A 20099-nucleotide genomic window follows, 5' to 3' on the forward strand; every position below is an offset into this window, starting at 1 on the left:
TGAACTAAACTCGTTATTTAGCGTGATATCGTGACATTAGCCTTAATATGTTTAAGGTGAACGACTATCGTAAATGTGACAATCACCAATAGTGACCATGCTCCCCATTTGCCTGCATGTACCATTGACCAAGCTCCAATCTGGTTTGGATATTGCCAAACACCAAAAAATGTCCCAAAATTCTCAGCCAACCAAATAAAAAAGCCAATTAGCATAAATGCGAGCAATAATGGCATTTTTCGTTCTTTATCTAGCGGAGTATAAAAAACCACACTACGGGCATACAACCCCATAATAAATGCAGCTAAATACCAGCGATAATCATCAATATAATGATGGCTAAAAAAATTAATATAAATAGCTAATGCAACTAATGTTGCCATCCAATAGGGTGGATAGTGTTCAATTCTTACTTTAAAAAATCGCCAAGATTGAATGATATAGCTCCCTACAGCGGCATACATAAAGCCAGTAAATAAAGGAACTCCCCAAAGCTTAGTGTAAGCTTCATCTGGATATTGCCATGATCCAATCGTTGCTGACGTTTTAAACAACTCCATCATAAAACCAACTAAATGGAAAACACAAATAGCCTTTAACTCATCCCAGGTTTCCAGTTTTGACCACACTAACAAGGCTTGAAAGGCAACTGCAAAAATCAATAACAAGTCATAGCGAGGGATGCCAATTAGCCCTTTAGCTGGTACCAAAAATAGCGCCAGAAAGAAAAAACCAGCGAATAAACAAGAACGAGCATTAATTAAACCGAAAAACCAAAACTCTAATAGAAAACGTTTAATGCCATGGCTATTATTCGGTTGATGTGCCATTAAAATTTGGTCTAATTTCCCTAACACATTCAATTTTTGACACAAACTGGTCATTTATTTACTCACCTAATTTTTTATTATTTTGTATGTTTTTTTTCATAAGACAAGGCGAGGAGTTTAACAAAATAGTTATCCCCTACATAAGGTAACTATCTTAGATTTATGCATTTTTATTTTTTATAGTTTTAAGCGCTGGGTTTACACTACCTATTAATATTAACGATACTTTCCATCCGATTTTAGGTTTTATTTTTTAACTCGCACCTGATGGCAATTCGTTAACAAAAAGTAATGATATACTTAAATGATATGTGTTTATTTGCTATATGAATGCCAATCCAACAATTTAGGAGTTTTATGATGAAATTATATTACGCTCCCGGTGCTTGCTCACTTTCTCCCCACATCATTCTGCGTGAAACTGGTTTAGATTTCAGTATTGAGCGAGTGAATATAAAAGAAAAAAAGACTGAGAAAGGTGAAGACTTTTTAGCAATAAACCCAAAAGGACAGGTACCAACCTTAGTGCTAGATAATGGCGAACAACTCACTGAAGGTGCTGTTATTGTTCAATATATTGCGGATCAAAAACCGGATCGTAACCTGATCGCACTTCCAGGTTCGATGAAGCGTTATCACCAACTAGAAGCCTTGAATTTTATTTCAACAGAGCTACATAAAACGTTCTCACCTTTATTCACTCCAGGGACACCAGAAGAGTATAAAGATACTGTCCGTAAGGTATTGTTTAATAAGTTTGAGTATGTTGATAGCGTGCTCGCTAAACAAGCTTTCTTTGCTGGAGATACTTTTAGTGTCGCTGATGCCTATTTATTTACGGTTAGTAATTGGGCAAAACACGTTGGGCTTGATTTGACTAGCTTAAACCACCTGCAAGATTACAGTGCTAAAATAGCTAAACGCCCTAATGTTCAAGACGCATTAAAAGCGGAAGGCCTAATCTAATCTGTAAAATAGCGCTCTTTCAGTAGAGCGCTATCTTTGATAATACAAATCAATTTAATCTAATTGTGTTGCACAGAAATTATGTTTTGGGTTAACCATTTTGTCTTGAGCAGCAACGAGTTGTAATTCGTATTCTTCCATTTCTTTGGTTTTTATCATCACTTCATATACCGCAGCTGCGACGTGCTCTAATCCCTTATCTAAAGGCTCACCTTTCAATAAGTTAACCAACATTAAACCACTGGTCAAATCACCAACACCAACAGGTTGTTTTTCACCAAAATCAACTAATGGACGACTAACATGCCAGCTATGTTCCGCAGTAACCAAAATCATCTCAAAACGATCAGCACGATATCCCGCACGACTTAAATGCTTAACAAGCACTATTTTAGGGCCTTTGTGGCACAATTCACGGGCAGCTTGCGCGGCCTCGTCGACATTTTTAATGGTTCTACCCGTTAAGGTTTCTAGTTCTAGTAAATTTGGTGTGATGACATCACTAGCAGCCAGTGCGCGCTCACAAAGGAATTCAGCAACCCCAGGAGCAACAATGCAACCCTTCTCAGGATGCCCCATGACTGGATCACAAAAATACAGGGCTCGGGGGTTTGCTGCTTTTACTCTTTGCACGATAGCAAGAATATCATTCCCTTGCTCTGCAGACCCAATATAGCCACTTAATACAGCATCACAAATTTCTAATTTATGGATTTTAGCTAAACCATCAACGATATCGGTTAAGTGCTGCGCTGGAAAGACACTTCCAGTCCATTGTGAGTACTGTGTATGATTCGAAAATTGTACGGTATTGAGTGGCCACACATCTACGCCCATTCGGCACATAGGAAATGCAGCAGCACTGTTTCCTGCATGGCCGAAAACAACATGGGATTGAATTGATAATACGCTTTTCATTGAGAACCCAAAAAATTGTTATGTCGAATGAAGAGAAATCAGTGATTACCCATTGCAAATATGAATACACTCCAAATAATCCAAGTCATATATAGGTGACATAAGAAAATAAGCCGAGGACATACATCAGTATGCAATTCAGAGAGCCTAGCGAAGTCAACACCAATACAGTTTGAATTATGACGAGTATAGCCCGGAAGATTCCGGGCTGATATTACAAAGGTTAGTCAGAGCTATTTCCAATTAATTAAACAGTCGTTTTTCTTACCGCGACGGATCAATGTATAACGCCCAAACAGGCGGTCTGCATCAGAGAAGACATACATTGGCTCAGTTTGTTTCTGGCCATTAATAGATACCGCGTTAGAACTAATTGCCGTTCTTGCTTGCCCACGAGAAGGCGTTAACTCTGAATCTACTAAAGCTTGCTGTAAATCAGCACCTGCTTCTAAGGTAATACAAGGAATACCATCTTGAGCTAATTGTTCAAAATCAGCTTCAGTTAAATCAGATACTGCACCAGAGAATAAGCTTTCAGTAATACGTTTTGCAGCAGCAAGCCCTTCTTCACCATGTACCAGTTTAGTGACTAATTCTGCCAATACATATTGAGCCCGAGGCGCTTTTCCGCTGTTTTTATCTTCTTCTTCCAGTGCATTAATTTCATCTATTTCCATAAATGTGAAGAATTTTAAGAAGCGATAAACATCGGCATCTGCAGTGTTGATCCAGAACTGGTAGAATTTATATTGACTAGTTTTCTTGGAGTCTAACCAAACTGCACCACCCTCAGTTTTACCGAATTTAGTACCGTCTGCTTTGGTAATCAAAGGTACCGTCATGCCAAATACTTGGTTTTGGTGTAGACGGCGAGTTAAATCGATACCAGAAGTGATGTTACCCCATTGGTCAGAACCACCAATTTGCAGTTCCACACCCATCTCTTTGTTCAAATTTGCAAAGTCATAACCTTGTAAAAGGTTATAAGCAAACTCAGTAAAAGAGATACCAACGTCATCACGATTTAAGCGTTGCTTAACAGACTCACGGTTAATCATTTGGTTAACAGAAAAGTGCTTACCAATATCACGCAAGAAAGTCAGTACATCCATTTTGCCAAACCAATCATAGTTGTTAGCAAGGCGTGCACTGTTATCACCGCAATCAAAACTTAGAAATGGTGAAACTTGGTTACGAATTTTCTCTACCCACTCTTGAACGGTTTCTGTGGTGTTTAATTTACGTTCAGTAGCTTTAAAGCTCGGATCTCCAATAAGGCCCGTTGCGCCACCGACCAACGCCACAGGCTTGTGCCCGGCTAGTTGGAATCGTTTTAAACACAGCAAAGGAACCAGATGTCCCAAATGCAAGCTATCAGCGGTAGGATCGAAGCCACAATAGAGAGAGATAGGGCCCTGCGCCAGTCTCTCTGCTAACGCATCCTCATCCGTTACCTGGGCAACGAGGCCCCGCTCTTGCAATTGTTTAATCAGGTTATTGCTAGACATCAATGACTCCATCAGTTGTATTTTGTCTATCTATTTTGGTTTAAATGACCAGTAAGTTTGAGAGGTTTGTCAAAAACTCACCAGTGTAATTTGTCAGTTTTCTTAAATGAAGCTATAGCATAAAGCGCATATCAATTAAGTGCCAGCTAAAAAACATGATCCTAAGGGGCTAATCTGTCAATTTTCCAGCCACTCTCTTCTCGCTGGTATAAAAAACGGTCATGCAAACGGTGAGCACCACCTTGCCAAAATTCAACACTATCAAATACCACTCGATATCCCCCCCAAAAACTGGGTAGTGGGACGTCACCATTCTTAAACTTTTGTTTTAGCTCTAAGAATTTCCCTTCTAAAATACCACGCGCAGAAATTTTAGAAGATTGCGCTGATGCCCATGCTGCAATTTGGCTATCTTTTGGCCGACTATGAAAATATTTAATTACTTCAATAGGGTTTAAACGTTCGGCAACGCCTATGAAATTAACTTGGCGCTCTAATGGATACCATGGAAAATGCAGGCTAATTTTATTGTTTTTTTCTAAATGCTGCGCTTTTCGGCTACCTAAATTGGTATAAAATACAAGGCCTTTATCATCAAAATGTTTTAATAGTACGATACGCTGGTAGGGTTGCCCGGTTTCATCCACCGTAGCAACACACATGGCTGTTGGATCACTCAAACGAGCTTCACATGCCTGCTTCATCCATAGTTCGAAAAGGGTCAATGGGTTTGGTGTTAAATCATGGCGTCTTAACCCACCTTTTGTGTATTCTCGACGTACTGCTGCGAGATCAATCTCACCTAGTTCGTTCATTTTTGCATCCTTAACCACAATTATTTTTTATTGCTATTTTTAGGGTATATCGCCCCAAGCACAGTTTCTTGGCTTGCACCAGTTACAGAAGCCAAATTCCCTGAAAGCCCAGAAATGGTTCGAGCAGCTAACCATGCAAATGCCAAAGCTTCCATATCATCCCCACTCAGACCAAATTTATCACTTGGCGCCACTTCAATCCCAGGCAGTAAGGCTGCCATCCGCTGCATTAAAAAGATATTTTTTGCTCCGCCACCGCAGACTATCAAACGCTCACAACCGCCACATAGTAACACTTGCTCTGCAATAGAGGCTGCTGTCAATTCGCACAACGTTGCTTGCACATCATCGACTGAAATTGAAGGAAAATGAGCCAAATGCTGTTCTAACCATTGTGTGTTGAAATACTCTCGCCCCGTACTTTTCGGTGATGAACGCCTAAAGTATGGGTCACTTAGCATCGCTTTTAGTAATGCATGGTCAACTTGACCACGACTGGCCCATTCACCATCTTTATCGAATGCCTTTTGCTTAATACGCCAACTCCAGGTATCCATTAACATATTGCCAGGTCCAGTGTCATAGCCTTTGACATAAGCACCAGGTAACAAAGCTGTCACATTAGCTATTCCACCAATATTTAGTACAATTCGTTTTTCTGTAGAATGCCCTAAAACAGCTAAATGAAATGCAGGAACTAAAGGTGCCCCCTGCCCCCCATAAGCCATATCTCTTCGCCGGAAATCACCTACCGTTGTGATCCCCGTTAAAGCCGCAATACGGTTATTATCACCTAACTGCATAGTAAAAGGTTGCTCGCCATCAGGCTCATGCCAAACAGTTTGACCATGGCAACCAATGGCAATGATATCTTCGGATGTTAGCCCTGTTTGAGTAAGAAGCTGGTTTATTGCATCTGCATATAAAGAGCCTAGCTCTCTATCAATTTTACCAACCTCTGATAGCGTTGTTACTTGTCCTTGGCATATATCTAAAATTCTTTTTTTTAATCCAATAGGAAATGCAACACTCAAACTGGATTGCTCTGCGACAAATTTGTCACTAATTGCAGCAAGAACGACATCAACACCATCTAGGCTAGTTCCTGACATAACCCCTATGTAACGACCTGATTTCATCATTATTCTTGTTCCTTCAGAGTGCACATTGACTTTACAACGCTCGACTACAAAAGATTGTGCTTTGATGACAAATTTTGTCAACAATTCGATGCAATTTCTCGGCGCGCTTCGCAGGAATAATAAATAAATGCTTTAAAACTCAAAATTGCTAGACAACCCAAATAAAAAAGACGTTTTGTAATACCTGAAATTTTCATTTCCAATATAATGGTACATAATATATTTATCAGCTCGGCATTACGGTTCTGTACCTCAGCTAAAGTTTTAACACCTTATTTCTGTTTGGCAACGGGTGCGAAAAGATGCTCATAAGCTGACTACCCTATTGAATATTTAACAAAGAGTGCCTTATTGAATGAAATAATCGCGAATTTGAGATATTTTACCTAGTGTTTACACTTTATTTAAATCAATATCGGTAATCTAACCATCGCTTTTTAATACCATTATTTTGATACTTGTTGTGTTTATGGTGAAAACAAATATACGATGCTATGTTAGTGCCACAGACAGCAAATCTCATAGGAGTTCTTATGCTTAAGAAAGTTTTTGTAGGTGTTGTAGCAGTTGCAGCTTTATCAGGCTGTGTCAATACCAGTACGCTTTCTGGTGATACTATTTCAGCCAAGGATGCGAAACAGGTACAGACTGTGACTTATGGTACTGTTCTGAATGCTCGCCCTGTGACTATTCAAGCTGGTGAAGACGGCAACGTAATTGGCGCCATTGGTGGTGCAGTACTTGGTGGGTTATTAGGTAACACTATCGGTGGTGGGACAGGTAACACATTAGCAACTGCTGCGGGTGCTATCGCTGGTGGCTTAGCTGGCCAAGAAGCTCAAGGCGCATTAAATAGAAGCCAAGGTGTTCAATTAGAAATCCGCCTCGATAGCGGCAAAAACATTGTTGTAGTTCAAAAACAAGACCCAAACACCTTCCGTAATGGTCAACGCGTTATGATTGCGAATAGCGGAAATACCGTTACTGTATCTCCTCGATAATCTTACGGTTACTAAATTAGGTATGCTCACCGGCTATTGCCGGTGAGCATTTCTTATAAAAATATTGCTGAATAATATAATAACTTTATGTTTGATAATCATATTTTATATTTATCATGCATGGCTTTTAAGTAATGTAAATTCTTGTTTACACATAAATGCCTTGCTTTCAAACCAATAAACTTATTTTAGCCTATCCCCTCTAATCAATTGTTTGTTATTAATTAATACACACCAATGAATTAGCTAATAAAAAAAACAAAAGCAACGTCAAGACATACAATTTACAACTTTAATTATATTTCACAGCAATCATTCAACAAGAACAATAACCGAGTGTGATTGCTCATCCTATTATTACCCTATAAAAATTGCATGATCCAATTATTTTTATTACCAATTTAATAATTAGCATATCATTTATTAGCTAGTCATATTATTTTCACATCAAGAATCATTTTGCAGTCTTAAAATATTCTTTTCAAGCTTCAGAAGTAATTGTGACAACTGATAAAGCTCATCTTGGCTAATGTTATTCAATATTTCTAGACGCGTATTATTTATGACTTGATCTACAGTTTTAATAAAAGGTTCAGATTCTTCAGTTAATTTTATTCTTTTAGCTCTCCTATCATTTGTGCAAGTATGCCTAGAAATAAGTTTTTTTTCCTCCAACTGATCTAGAGTTCTTACTAATGAAGGCTGTTCAATACCAATCGCTTTCGCTAACTGTATTTGTGATTGTTCAGGTGGTAGTTGACTTATATTATGTAATGTAACCCAATGTGTCTGTGTGAGTTTAAGAGGCTTCAAACGATAGTCGATTAATGCTCTCCACATGCGAACAACACGTGATAACTCTGTCCCAATTTGTGATTCCAATTTACCCTCCTTTATATAATTATAATGTCTAAAAAACATACCGTCTTCATATTATTTTTTGAATTATATATTAATTTCCTTTTATATTTACAACTTTTTATTTATACATTAGCTATTAAATACCTATTTCTAGTTATAATGACTGGTTTATTATGTGGTATAACTCCCATTAATACTTCGCAAACTCATCCATTATCTCAATCCAGGCTTAATAAGATAACCTATCAATTATCTTATTAATAAGAATAGCCGCACTCTCCTTTTTGATCTATCTATTTTACCTCTTATAGTAGTCATGAATAACAATAAAAAAAACAACGACAAATAAACCTTTAAAAAACAAATGAATATAGTTAATCTTAAAATCATGTTAATTACAGTCATTTTGATTTAACCTATACTAATTTTTAATAAATAAAATTTCATTGAAATATAAACCAAGAAATAAATAGCTTATCATTAATTCCAGTTGAATTAATTCACATTAGGAATAAAACATTTGTTTTATTCCTAATGAAATTTAAGAAGCTGGGGATTAAAAGAGTCGTTGTTGCTTATCGATGATTTTTTCTTGATCTGGTTTTTTATTTAATATTCTTAAATAGCGTTGGCGACATAAACGAAGTACATTTCGTTTTTCAGTATCCGAGAATTTTAGCCAATTAAAGCGTTCATCACGAGTGCGGTAACAACCTCGACAATAACCTTGCTCATTACTTTGACAAATACCACGGCAAGGGCTGGGGATCTCAAAAAATTCAAGTTGTTCGGCCATAAGTTTCCCCTTCAAAAGAAAAAATCACATTAAATCTGTGATATACTCCTAAAAATGAGTATTACCATTATTTGTTCAAAAAACAAACTGTAATCATTGTATTTATTAATTTAAGCACGTTATATTAATAGGTAAATCGATTCAGGCTGATTCTAAGAGGTTTAAAATGCGCTTACTCCATACTATGTTACGTGTTACTGATATGCAGCGTTCTATTGATTTTTACACAAAAGTGTTAGGCATGCGCTTATTAAGAACGAGTGAAAACACAGAGTATAAATACTCTCTCGCGTTTGTTGGTTACAGCGATGAAAGTGAAGGCGCCGTCATAGAGTTGACCTATAACTGGGGTGTTGACCAATACGATATGGGTAATGCATATGGTCATATCGCTCTAGGCGTCGATGATGTTGCAAAAACGTGCGATGATATCCGTAACGCAGGTGGAAACGTCACACGTGAAGCGGGCCCTGTTAAGGGCGGAACCACTGTGATTGCATTTGTGGAAGATCCTGATGGTTATAAAATTGAACTGATCGAAAATAAAAGCGCAAGTAAAGGCTTAGGCCATTAATTCGCGATATGATTTAGAAGTTTAGGTACCTAACTTAGCACCTAAACTTCTATCACCGTTTACCTGCAAATTTTTACTGGTTTTGGCATAATGTCATCCAACTAGAAAACTAAAATCGAAAGTCCTAATGTCTGAAAAAAACAATCCAAACGCCCTAGTGAACCGCTTTAGGGGATACTATCCTGTCGTTATTGATGTTGAAACTGGTGGGTTTAATGCAAAAACTGACGGCCTGTTAGAAATTGCTGCCATCACCTTAAAAATGGATAAAGACGGCTGGCTCTCCATGGATGAAACATTGCATTTTCATGTAGAACCTTTTGAAGGGGCGAATCTTGAACCGTCCGCTCTTGCCTTCACCGGAATTGATCCAACAAACCCTCTACGCGGTGCTGTTAGCGAATATGACGCCCTTCATGCGATATTTAAAGTCATTCGCAAAGGAATGAAAAACACAGATTGTAATCGCGCAATTATTGTCGCTCATAATGCTAATTTTGATCACAGCTTTGTCATGAATGCGGCCGAGCGAGCAGGTTTAAAACGTAATCCTTTCCATCCATTTGCGACCTTCGATACTGCAGCACTGAGTGGCCTTGTATTTGGTCAAACAATTCTGGCAAAAGCTTGTGTTTCTGCGGGTATCCCATTCGATGGTAAACAAGCTCATGGCGCACTGTATGATACGAATCGCACGGCTTTGCTATTTTGTGAAATCGTTAATAAGTGGAAAAAAATGGGTGGTTGGCCAATTATTGAAGACAGTCAATAATCTTTTAGTAAATCACCATGACAGAAAAAACCGTATTTGATGTAAAGCAAAAATGCCTTCGTCAAATACGGTTTTTACGTCTTTTATTTGTGGCTTAATTTAGTCTGCGCTAGCTTCATCTGCTGGACGATATTTATCCGCAGTTTCTTTGATTAGAGACTGGAGCTCACCACGCTGGAACATTTCCATGATGATATCACAGCCACCGACCAGCTCACCATCCACCCATAATTGTGGAAAAGTCGGCCAGTTTGCGTATTTTGGCAATTCAGCGCGAATATCTGGGTTTTGTAAGATATCAACATAAGCAAAACGCTCACCACAAGAAGACAGAGCTTGTACTGCTTGAGCAGAAAAACCACAGCTCGGAAGTTTAGGAGAGCCTTTCATATATAATAAAATTGGGTTTTCTTTAATTTGGCGCTCAATTCTTTCAATAGTTGTCATTTTTAACTTCCTTAAAACAAAGATGCAGGTTTGCAGTCAGCCGGTAACTGAGAGTCTACCGCAACTTAACAGAATACATTGACTGATATAATAAGAAACTGAATTGTTTCATACAATATGCCAGTTTTATAGGGGCATTACTATAGCATTCCAAAAAGCAAAAAGGCATCTTTTCTATCTTCTCTTTACCTAAGTCAAACAAGCAGCTATTTCTAGTTAAAAATGCATATTTGATATATTCAGGTCATCTATTCGGAATATCCATATGATTTCTATGTGTAACTCCCCTATTTATTTGTTAACATTTGAGTAACGCTATTACCTTTACCTTTGTAAGGTTTAACGTGTTATCATTAATATATTAAATATCATATCGCCGATAGGCGAAACTCTAATGATAAGCAGTAACCGACTATTTCGCTCATTTTAAGAGCAAACACCCTAAGTTTTTTGATATAAAAGCAATCAAGGAGTACGAAATGTCATTTGAACTACCCGCTTTACCGTATGCAAAAGATGCTTTAGAACCTTATATCTCAGCTGAAACCTTAGAATATCACTATGGTAAGCACCATAACACGTACGTTGTTAACTTAAATAACCTAATCAAAGGCACTGACTTTGAAGGAAAATCTTTAGAAGAAATTATCAAAACTTCTGAAGCCGGAGTTTTTAACAACGCAGCACAAGTTTGGAATCACACTTTCTATTGGAATTGCTTAGCGCCAAATGCAGGTGGTGAACCAACAGGTAAAGTAGCTGATGCAATCAATAAATCATTCGGTTCTTTCGCTGAATTTAAAGCTCAATTTACTGATGCAGCAACCAAAAATTTTGGTGCAGGTTGGACATGGCTGGTGAAAAAAGCAGATGGTAGCCTTGCTATAGTGAATACATCTAACGCTGCAACACCTATTTCTGGTGATGATAAGCCCGTGTTAACTGTTGATATTTGGGAGCACGCTTACTATATCGATTACCGTAACGCTCGCCCTAAATATTTAGAAAACTTCTGGGCACTGGTTAACTGGAAATTTGTGGAAGAAAATTTAGCATAACAATTTCTGCTTGTTGCTAAGTTTAGATACTGCAAGGGCGAGATATACTCGCCCTTTTAAATTCACCCTACTCAAGGCTGAAATAAAATCAGAAAATATGCGCAGCAAGAAAGATAATTAATGCTAATGAGCCCAGCGCAGCAAGCAATCCATATTTAACATCTGTATCCATGAGTTCCTCTCATTCTAATGTAATTGAATTAATAAATAACCATGAAACAATAAAGGTTATTAAGTATACATATCCAAAAAAGTAAAACTAGTGTCTATATCACATGTTATAACATCAATTATTTCTTTCGTTTTTGCGCTAGATCAGACAAAATCGACAACAAATCGCTAAATTATTGCCAGCAAAGGATCAATGCATCAATATGCAGGTAATTTTTTAACAAGAATTCTTATAGAGACCGGTTATTGGTCAGGAGTTTTTTTCCCCCATGGCAACGATTAAAGATGTGGCGAAGCGCGCTGGCGTATCTACCACAACCGTATCCCATGTTATTAATAAAACGCGCTTTGTAGCTGATGACACTAAGGCTGCGGTTTGGGCTGCAATTAAAGAGCTCAATTATTCGCCAAGTGCGGTTGCCCGTAGTTTAAAAGTTAACCACACAAAGTCGATTGGGTTGTTAGCAACTTCCAGTGAAGCGCCTTACTTCGCTGAGGTGATCGAATCTGTTGAAAATAGCTGTTATGAAAAAGGCTATACGCTGATTCTTTGTAATTCTCATAACAATTTGGGAAAACAAAAAGCGTATTTACAGATGCTAGCACAAAAGCGCGTTGATGGCTTACTTGTGATGTGTTCCGAGTACCCTGATACCTTAATTGGTATGCTAGAAGATTACCGCAATATCCCAATGGTAGTCATGGACTGGGGAACTTCTCGTGGCGATTTTACAGATAGCATTATTGATAACTCGTTCCATGGTGGATACCTAGCAGGTCGCTATTTAATTGACCGTGGGCATCGCGATATTGGAGTGATCCCTGGTTCACTTGAAAGAAATACAGGTATTGGACGTTTAACTGGCTTCAAAAAAGCAATGGAAGAGGCCAAAATTACACTAAAAGAAGAATGGATAGTTCAGGGGGATTTCGAACCTGAGTCTGGCTATAAAGCAATGACGCAAATTTTAAGCCATAAACAGCGCCCTACCGCTGTATTTTGTGGTGGTGATATCATGGCAATGGGAGCAATTTGTGCCGCTGATGAAATGGGATTACGTGTTCCACAAGATATTTCAATCATTGGCTATGATAATGTGCGAAATGCGCGCTATTTTACACCGGCATTGACCACAATCCACCAACCCAAAGAGCGTTTAGGGCAAATGGCCTTCACAATGCTGCTCGATCGTATCGTCAATAAGCGCGAAGATGCTCAAACAATCGAAGTCCACCCTCGCCTTGTAGAACGTCGTTCTGTTGCAGATGGTCCATTTATCGATTACCGCCGATAGTACGAATAACTAGGTTGAAAGCCACTCTGCGTTAAGCGTTTCGTTATCGCCAAGGTAATCTAACAACCAGCTGAGCGCTGGTGATGTATTATTTTCCACCCAAGTTAAACAGCAAGGACTGGGTGGAAAAGGCTGCGCTAATGATAGTTCAACTAATTGGCCGTTTTCACAAAGCGGAGCCGCTCGATGCTCAGGTACCATCCCAACACATAACCCATTAACTAAACAAGCTAAGCCATTTTCCCAGTAAGGCACAACAAGCCGACGCTGGTTATCAAGAGCCCAAGTATCACGTTTGGGTAGGTTACGTGAAGTATCTTCAAGGCACAAACTAGGGTACTCTCTCATTTGATCATCGGTCAGTTTTTCACCTATTCTGGCTAATGGGTGCTCTGGGCTTGCAACACACATCCACGACATAAAACCCATATCACGGAAACTATACCTTTCACCAATTGGAGATGCTCGAGTCGCACCAATCGCAACATCTACACGCCCATCAGCAAGTGCATCCCACACCCCATTAAACACCTCTGGATGAATAAAGAGTTCGATATCAGGAAAATGACGATAAAAATCAAGAATTAGCTGTTCTGTCCGCTGTGGTTTGACAATACAATCAACGGCAATACTAAATTGACCACGCCAACCATTCGCAACTTGCTGACACTGGTGACGAGTATCTGTCATTTTTTTGATAACAGAACGGCTCTCCTTAATAAATATCGCCCCAGCTTCCGTTAGCACAACATCACGATGTCGACGCTCAAACAGAGGAACCGCAAGCCATTCTTCAACTTGCTTAACGGTATAGCTGATTGCAGAAGGTACACGGTGCAATTCTTCAGCAGCACCACTAAAGCTTCCAGTTCGAGCAACTGCATCAATCACTTCGAGTGCATGCGCAGACCACATAACTTCTCCTTTCAAAAATTTTGATAGCAAGATCCAAATATTACCGTTTCACAACCTAAAAAAATAGCCTATACAATGGCGTCATCATTAACATTTTTTTAAATATCAGATAAGTAATAATTATGTCGAATACTGTGAAAAAAAACGCCCCTGGATTTATGGTGTACCTTGCAGGACTTAGCATGCTGGGGTTTTTAGCCATTGATATGTATTTACCTGCATTTGGTGCTATGCAAGACACCCTGCATACATCCGAAGGCGCGATCAGTGCTTCTCTCAGTATCTTTTTAGCTGGTTTTGCCTTCGCTCAGCTATTATGGGGGCCATTATCAGACAAACTTGGCCGTAAGCCTGTTCTCATTGTGGGCTTAACTATTTTCATTTTAAGTAGCTTAGCTATTTATTGGGTGGAAACCGCAACACAGCTATTAACACTACGTTTTTTACAGGCGGTTGGAGTCTGCTCCGCGGCTGTTTTGTGGCAAGCACTAGTTATCGACCGCTATGATGAAGCAAATACCCAAAAAGTTTTTGCTTCTATTATGCCGCTAGTCGCGCTATCCCCTGCTTTAGCGCCATTATTAGGTGCATGGGTTCTTGAGCACCAAACATGGGAAGCAATTTTCCTGATCCTAATGGCGGTGGGTATATTACTTTTATTACCAACGCTCTTTTTGAAAAATGTTTCAGTTAAAACAATAACTGATGACAACCAACCACAAGCTAAGATTTCTTTCTCAAATTTGCTCAGTTCCCCTGTTTTCAGCGGCAACGTACTAGTTTATGCATCCTGTAGTGCAGGTTTCTTCGCTTGGCTAACAGGTTCTCCCTTTATTTTACGCAATATGGGCTTCAATCCTGCTGATATTGGTTTGAGTTATATTCCACAAACTCTAGCCTTCATTATTGGTGGATATGGCTGCCGTATTTTATTAGCAAAAATCCGAGCAGAAACAATATTTCCATTGTTACTTCTTGGTTACGCGCTAAGCATGTCCATTTTATTTATCATGGCTATCTATACCACACCATCATTAACCATGATCTTGATCCCATTCTGCTTTATGGCAGCAATGAATGGAGCCTCTTACCCAATTGCAGTATCTAAAGCACTAAATACATTTCCTAGTGCGAGTGGTAAAGCAGCTGCGTTACAAAATGCCTTACAATTAGGGCTATGTTTTTTAGCAAGCCTACTTGTTTCTGCCTTGACCTTCGATCCATTGTTGGCAACAACCGGGGTCATGGCAGTCACAATTATTCCAATGGCCATTGGCTATTTTATGCAACGTTGTGCCAGCAAAAACAATCAAACTCTTAAGCAAGTCGATTACCAAGCGAATTCATAAAGTGTAGTTTACTGAATCAACCATGCCGATAAGACTCGGCATGGTTTTTATTTTAGTGAATTCAAGAAAATGTTCCTTCAGTGTATAGCACTTGTGAGGATACGGTAATATTTATTAAGTATGTTGCTATATAACCCATTATTCTTAACTTACAACCCCTAATATTCTCTCATCAATTTTCTTTATTCAAAGCGGATTTCACTAAAAAATAAGGCTTTTATTTTGTCATCTACTAAGATATAGATATTTCTTGGTTAATTTTCTTGTTAAAAAACGTTATCATTGCGACATTAAATAATGAGTGCTCAAAAATGATGTTAAAACAGTATTATCCACCAGATGAATTAAAATCCTTTGTTAGTTCTATTTTGATAATCAAAGAGTTTACAGAGGCAATTAAAATTTTCCCTGGAACTGGTGCTGAAATCTGGGTTTCATCAGATGCTTTTTGCATGACAACAGAGAGCGACTCAGTCGCAGACTCATACCAACTTATTATTCCTAGGGTTAATACGTTTACTGCTAGCCCCAATCATTCTAAAGTCATGGTATTACGTATTCGTCATGATGCCTTACGTTTTTTACTACCTCAAAGCACACTAAATTATACGGATAAACCCATCGCATTGAGTGGCATATGGGAAGACCGCTGGTTTGAAGCTTTAGCTAATTCTTCATTTAAAGAGCTGTTAGAGTGTTTTAATAAGACAAAAGCCAAGAAAAAACCTCATTTCATAGATGAAATCTTAGAGTTGCTATATCGTAACCCAACTAAAAAAATCACTGAAATTGCCGAAGAGACCGGCTTACATGTCCGTATCATTCAAAAAGAGTTTCTAAAAGAATATGGTATTACGCCAAAAAGGTACCAGATCAATTGTCGCTTAGAACATGTTTTAAAAAGTATGGTAGTAGAACAAGACACCTACCGCTGGTTTGAAACAGGCTATTATGATCAATCCCACTTTTACCGTGATTTTAAAAGATACTTTACTATGACGCCGTCGGCATTTTTAAAATCGAGTTATTCGCTTTTTTACAATACAAAAACTAAGTACCCATTAAGATAGTTCTTAATACATAAGGAGAACGGAATGAGTATTGTTGTGTATGCCCAAATTACAACAGAAAGGACGGATGGGTATTTAACGAAAGAAATCGTTCGTGACTTAGCAAAACTAAGCCGCCGAGAGAAAGGATGCATTCAATATGATCTTATGGCTAAAGAGAATGGTTACATTGTTTTCGAGGAATGGGAAGACACTCAGGCATTAGAGATGCATAAAAATAGCCCTCATTTCAGGCGATTAGTTGAAGCAATTGAACGTGATAACGCCAGCTTTTCTGTCAATTTTAGTGAAAGATGATCTATTAATAATGAAAGCTAGAGCTAGTTGTCATTTTTGAGAATTTTAATCATCTTTATTTAATAGAACTTCATAACCTACATTCAAGAAACAAAGATTGAACGTGTTTCATTCAGGCTATAGCATAAACCATTATTGCTATAGCCTACCTGACTGTTTATGCCGCTATTTATCTTTCAAGCACGAAACACGGTTATTACTTTGCATGCCTATTTACTCTGTTTTTGCTGCGTCAGCCAATTCTTCTGCTTGTTGTAATAATCTTTCTTGTTCTTTTTGATTTAAAACACGCTCAACAGTATCAACAATCGCCTGAGTTTGTGGATCTATCTCAATATTTATTTTATCACCCAAACGTTTTTTACCTAATGTTGTTCTCTCTAATGTTTCAGGAATGAGATGCACACAAAAACGATTATTGATCACGTCACCGACAGTTAAACTAATACCATCAATCGCTACAAATCCTTTATGTAAAATGTATTTCATTAATGGTTTATCATGAATTGACAACCAAATTTGATGGTTATCTTCAGATGTGAAGATTTTACTAATTTCAGCGGTTGTCATAATATGACCAGAAACAACATGCCCACCTATTTCGTCACCGTATTTTGCGGCACGTTCGATATTAACAACATCACCTTCTTGCAATTCCCCCAAATTAGTTAATCTCAGGGTTTCTTTAATTAGATCAAAACTGACTCTTTCGCCATCAATTTTTGTTACCGTCAAACAACAACCATTATGCGCAACGGAGGCCCCTGTTTCTAAACCTTTCAGCAATTCTGGGGTAAACTTCATTACATGAGTTCTAAAGTTGGCTCTTTCTGTAATTTCAATAATAGGAGCAGTCGCTTGAACAATGCCTGTAAACATAATGATTCTCAGTGTAGTGGATTAATAGACTCAGTTTACATCAGAATTTTTAGAGATCTATCCTATTTGAGTGGTAAACAACACGATAATAAACCTTATATTCAGTAATATATTAGGCTTGAAAATGCTCTTTTATAGTTTGTTACCATATCATTATTGGAATCTATTTAGAAACGGGATAGAATGAGCGGTTTTTAATAATCAATGAGTTTTAAGTAACTAACTTATTTTTCTAATTTTTTTCCTCTTACTTGCTTTTATTACAAAGGTGTATGCGTGCAGAAATATTTTACAGAAGCGCGTAGCTTGTTGGCACTTGGTATTCCTATCGTTTTAGCTCAATTTTCACAAACTGCGATGGGGTTTGTGGATACAGTTATGGCTGGAAGCGTTAGTGAAATTGAGATGTCCGCAGTTGCAGTTGGTTTTTCCATCTGGCTGCCAGCTATTCTTTTTGGCCAAGGGATTTTAATGGCATTAACCCCAATCGTTGCACAAATGAATGGGTCAGGTCGTCGTAACTTAATTGGTGACCAAATTCAGCAGGGCCTGTGGTTAGCGCTACTTTTAGCCTTAGGTATTATGTGCCTTCTTTATAATAGTCAGCTAATTATTAGTAATATGCCCCATATTGATAAAGAATTGGCGGATAAATCTGTCCGTTTTTTACATGCTATTATGTGGGGTGCGCCAGGCTACTTATTTTATCAAGTATATCGTAGCCAATGTGAAGGGCTTTCAAAAACCAAGCCGGGGATGGTGATTGGTTTTCTCGGCTTAATGATTAATATTCCCATTAACTATATCTTTATCTATGGTCACTTTGGTGCCCCCGCTTTAGGTGGTGTTGGTTGCGGTGTCGCCACCGCATCAGTGTATTGGGCTATGTGTCTGATGATGAGATGGTATGTGAAACGTGCTACTGCGCAGCGTGATATTCGCCCTACACTCTCTTTCACATCGCCAAATCCATTAATCTTGAAGCGAATTATTGTGTTAGGTACACCAATTGGTCTGGCACTTTTCTTTGAAGTCACTTTATTTGCTGTCGTTGCACTGCTAGTCGCTCCATTAGGTGTTGTCGCAGTAGCTGGTCACCAAGTTGCGTTGAATTTCAGCTCTGTGATGTTTATGTTCCCATTATCATTAGGAATAGCTGCAACCATTCGCGTAGGTTACAACTTGGGACAGAAATCAACTGAAGCGGCTAAAGTTTCATCTTATACTGGCATTGCTGTTGGCTTAATGGTCGCTTGTTTTACCGCGGTTCTCACAGCCGTCTTCCGTGAGCCGATTGCAATGATGTATAACAAAAACCCCGAGGTGGTTGTTTTAGCTAGTAGTTTAATGCTATACGCCGCTATTTATCAGTTGTCAGACTCTGTGCAAGTTATTGGTGCGGGCATTTTACGTGGCTATAAAGATACGCGTTCTATTTTCTTTATTACCTTCACTGCATATTGGTTACTTGGCTTACCTTCCGGCTATATCTTAGCGTTAACTGATATCATTGCACCGGCGATGGGGCCTAAAGGCTTCTGGATTGGCTTTATTATTGGTTTGAGTGCGGCTGCAATAGGAATGGCGACACGAATTATGTGGATCCATAAGCAGACAGAGGATGTTGTTTTACTTCGTTCAGCGCGCTAATCGACGGTTTTTTAAGCTTTTTATTATGGGAGAAGATGTATTTCGCACCAGATAGTTTTAAATACGAGCAAACTATCACGAAAATACATTTTCCCCTTGCCAGATGAACTTCATAACGTTAATATTCATCCCCGTTGTCACCTAGATAACTTTTAGATGCGTCCGTAGCTCAGTTGGTTAGAGCACCACCTTGACATGGTGGGGGTCGGTAGTTCGAGTCTACTCGGACGCACCATTTCTAGTGAACACAATGTTAATTTTCAGCGCGTCCGTAGCTCAGTTGGTTAGAGCACCACCTTGACATGGTGGGGGTCGGTAGTTCGAGTCTACTCGGACGCACCATTTCAAATTAACACAAATCAAGTCTCTCAGTGCGTCCGTAGCTCAGTTGGTTAGAGCACCACCTTGACATGGTGGGGGTCGGTAGTTCGAGTCTACTCGGACGCACCATTTAATTTATCTTCCTACCCCACTAAAATTTCTCTTGATTGTCTATTATTATTCCCTTATTTTGTTGCGCAACAAATTAACAGCCTAATATCAACTGAATTTTTGATCTGAACGCCTTCTTCTTTTAATTTAATAAAATTTGATTTGTCTCACAGTTTTTTGTTGTCTATAATACTCACATTGGCTGAAAGGTTTCAACAGTAATAAATCAATACGTTAGCTTTAATTGAATTTGTCATCTACACTATAATAAGAATCAAAATGTGACAAATTTAAGTGTAAAAATGCATTAAACACCAGACTGTCGCCTATTCTTATAAATGAGTTGCGCAACA

The 20099-nt window shown here is 38.6% G+C and carries 20 protein-coding genes and 3 tRNA genes; 13 read left to right on the forward strand and 10 right to left on the reverse strand.

Translation table 11 applies throughout. The features are described from left to right. Positions 1–17: 17 nt before the first annotated feature. The gene (locus PR725_RS08335; protein WP_042851575.1) at positions 18–884 is read right to left on the reverse strand and encodes a DUF817 domain-containing protein; all 867 of its coding nucleotides are present in this window, start codon (positions 882–884) and stop codon (positions 18–20) included. A gap of 306 nt (positions 885–1190) precedes the next feature. Between PR725_RS08335 and gstA the strand changes: the two genes are divergently transcribed. Then, a complete protein-coding gene (gene gstA, locus PR725_RS08340) occupies positions 1191–1796 on the forward strand; it encodes a glutathione transferase GstA (protein WP_004910457.1) in 606 nt (201 codons plus the stop codon). A gap of 54 nt (positions 1797–1850) precedes the next feature. On the opposite strand, the gene pdxY is transcribed toward gstA, so the two are convergent. The 4 genes from pdxY to anmK all read right to left on the reverse strand — a co-directional run bounded on the left by pdxY (position 1851) and on the right by anmK (position 6179). Beyond that, positions 1851–2714: a pyridoxal kinase PdxY gene (pdxY, locus tag PR725_RS08345; protein WP_272568504.1), complete on the reverse strand. Its 864-nt coding sequence runs from the start codon at positions 2712–2714 to the stop codon at positions 1851–1853. Between the two features lie 233 nt (positions 2715–2947). Then, positions 2948–4222: a tyrosine--tRNA ligase gene (gene tyrS / locus PR725_RS08350; protein WP_109911271.1), complete on the reverse strand. Its 1275-nt coding sequence runs from the start codon at positions 4220–4222 to the stop codon at positions 2948–2950. Positions 4223–4383: 161 nt separating this feature from the next. Next, positions 4384–5037 (reverse strand): pyridoxamine 5'-phosphate oxidase, encoded by a 654-nt coding sequence (pdxH, locus tag PR725_RS08355; protein WP_004910451.1) that lies wholly within the window; start codon positions 5035–5037, stop codon positions 4384–4386. Positions 5038–5057: 20 nt separating this feature from the next. After that, the gene (anmK, locus tag PR725_RS08360; RefSeq protein ID WP_109911270.1) at positions 5058–6179 is read right to left on the reverse strand and encodes an anhydro-N-acetylmuramic acid kinase; all 1122 of its coding nucleotides are present in this window, start codon (positions 6177–6179) and stop codon (positions 5058–5060) included. Between the two features lie 533 nt (positions 6180–6712). Here anmK and PR725_RS08365 point away from each other — a divergent pair. Further along, positions 6713–7180, forward strand: a complete 468-nt coding sequence (locus PR725_RS08365) for a glycine zipper 2TM domain-containing protein (RefSeq protein ID WP_004910448.1) — start codon at positions 6713–6715, stop codon at positions 7178–7180. A 447-nt stretch (positions 7181–7627) separates the two neighbouring features. On the opposite strand, the gene slyA is transcribed toward PR725_RS08365, so the two are convergent. Together slyA and PR725_RS08375 are read right to left on the reverse strand one after the other, a co-directional pair. Further along, positions 7628–8062 carry a transcriptional regulator SlyA gene (slyA, locus tag PR725_RS08370; protein ID WP_109911336.1) on the reverse strand — a complete coding sequence of 145 codons (435 nt, stop codon included), beginning with the start codon at positions 8060–8062 and terminating at the stop codon, positions 7628–7630. Between the two features lie 535 nt (positions 8063–8597). Then, entirely contained in the window at positions 8598–8837 is a 240-nt protein-coding gene (locus PR725_RS08375) for a DUF1289 domain-containing protein (protein ID WP_004910445.1), read from the reverse strand. A 166-nt stretch (positions 8838–9003) separates the two neighbouring features. Between PR725_RS08375 and gloA the strand changes: the two genes are divergently transcribed. Both gloA and rnt read left to right on the forward strand, forming a co-directional pair. Further along, positions 9004–9411, forward strand: a complete 408-nt coding sequence (gloA, locus tag PR725_RS08380) for a lactoylglutathione lyase (RefSeq protein WP_004910442.1) — start codon at positions 9004–9006, stop codon at positions 9409–9411. Positions 9412–9538: 127 nt separating this feature from the next. After that, positions 9539–10183: a ribonuclease T gene (rnt, locus tag PR725_RS08385; protein ID WP_110731883.1), complete on the forward strand. Its 645-nt coding sequence runs from the start codon at positions 9539–9541 to the stop codon at positions 10181–10183. A 99-nt stretch (positions 10184–10282) separates the two neighbouring features. Here rnt and PR725_RS08390 read toward each other — a convergent pair whose 3' ends face one another. Further along, positions 10283–10630: a Grx4 family monothiol glutaredoxin gene (locus tag PR725_RS08390; RefSeq protein ID WP_004910439.1), complete on the reverse strand. Its 348-nt coding sequence runs from the start codon at positions 10628–10630 to the stop codon at positions 10283–10285. 479 nt (positions 10631–11109) lie between these two features. Here PR725_RS08390 and sodB point away from each other — a divergent pair, with 479 nt between their 5' ends. Further along, entirely contained in the window at positions 11110–11688 is a 579-nt protein-coding gene (gene sodB, locus PR725_RS08395; protein ID WP_110731882.1) for a superoxide dismutase [Fe], read from the forward strand. A 440-nt stretch (positions 11689–12128) separates the two neighbouring features. Next, on the forward strand, positions 12129–13154 hold the full coding sequence (gene purR / locus PR725_RS08400) for an HTH-type transcriptional repressor PurR (RefSeq protein ID WP_004910435.1): 1026 nt from the start codon (positions 12129–12131) through the stop codon (positions 13152–13154). Between the two features lie 9 nt (positions 13155–13163). Here purR and punR read toward each other — a convergent pair whose 3' ends face one another. Beyond that, positions 13164–14069 (reverse strand): DNA-binding transcriptional activator PunR, encoded by a 906-nt coding sequence (gene punR / locus PR725_RS08405; RefSeq protein ID WP_004910433.1) that lies wholly within the window; start codon positions 14067–14069, stop codon positions 13164–13166. Positions 14070–14191: 122 nt separating this feature from the next. On the opposite strand from punR, the gene punC reads away from it, so the two are divergent. From punC to PR725_RS08420, 3 genes are all read left to right on the forward strand, one after another. Continuing rightward, complete coding sequence (gene punC / locus PR725_RS08410) at positions 14192–15418, forward strand: purine nucleoside transporter PunC (RefSeq protein ID WP_110731881.1); 1227 nt, start codon at positions 14192–14194, stop codon at positions 15416–15418. Between the two features lie 311 nt (positions 15419–15729). Beyond that, positions 15730–16488 (forward strand): helix-turn-helix transcriptional regulator, encoded by a 759-nt coding sequence (locus PR725_RS08415; protein WP_272568516.1) that lies wholly within the window; start codon positions 15730–15732, stop codon positions 16486–16488. A gap of 24 nt (positions 16489–16512) precedes the next feature. Beyond that, on the forward strand, positions 16513–16785 hold the full coding sequence (locus PR725_RS08420) for a putative quinol monooxygenase (RefSeq protein WP_004910428.1): 273 nt from the start codon (positions 16513–16515) through the stop codon (positions 16783–16785). 213 nt (positions 16786–16998) lie between these two features. On the opposite strand, the gene PR725_RS08425 is transcribed toward PR725_RS08420, so the two are convergent. Further along, positions 16999–17664: a riboflavin synthase gene (locus tag PR725_RS08425; protein ID WP_004910425.1), complete on the reverse strand. Its 666-nt coding sequence runs from the start codon at positions 17662–17664 to the stop codon at positions 16999–17001. Between the two features lie 276 nt (positions 17665–17940). Here PR725_RS08425 and PR725_RS08430 point away from each other — a divergent pair, with 276 nt between their 5' ends. The 4 genes from PR725_RS08430 to PR725_RS08445 all read left to right on the forward strand — a co-directional run bounded on the left by PR725_RS08430 (position 17941) and on the right by PR725_RS08445 (position 19764). Then, positions 17941–19314: an MATE family efflux transporter gene (locus PR725_RS08430; protein WP_004910423.1), complete on the forward strand. Its 1374-nt coding sequence runs from the start codon at positions 17941–17943 to the stop codon at positions 19312–19314. 158 nt (positions 19315–19472) lie between these two features. Continuing rightward, positions 19473–19549, forward strand: a tRNA-Val gene (locus PR725_RS08435). 30 nt (positions 19550–19579) lie between these two features. Continuing rightward, a tRNA-Val gene (locus PR725_RS08440) sits at positions 19580–19656 on the forward strand. A 31-nt stretch (positions 19657–19687) separates the two neighbouring features. Continuing rightward, positions 19688–19764 (forward strand) — tRNA-Val (locus tag PR725_RS08445). Positions 19765–20099 lie beyond the last annotated feature (335 nt).

It is taken from the genome of Providencia sp. PROV255, from assembly GCF_028478065.1.
Taxonomy (GTDB): Bacteria; Pseudomonadota; Gammaproteobacteria; order Enterobacterales; family Enterobacteriaceae; genus Providencia; species Providencia rettgeri.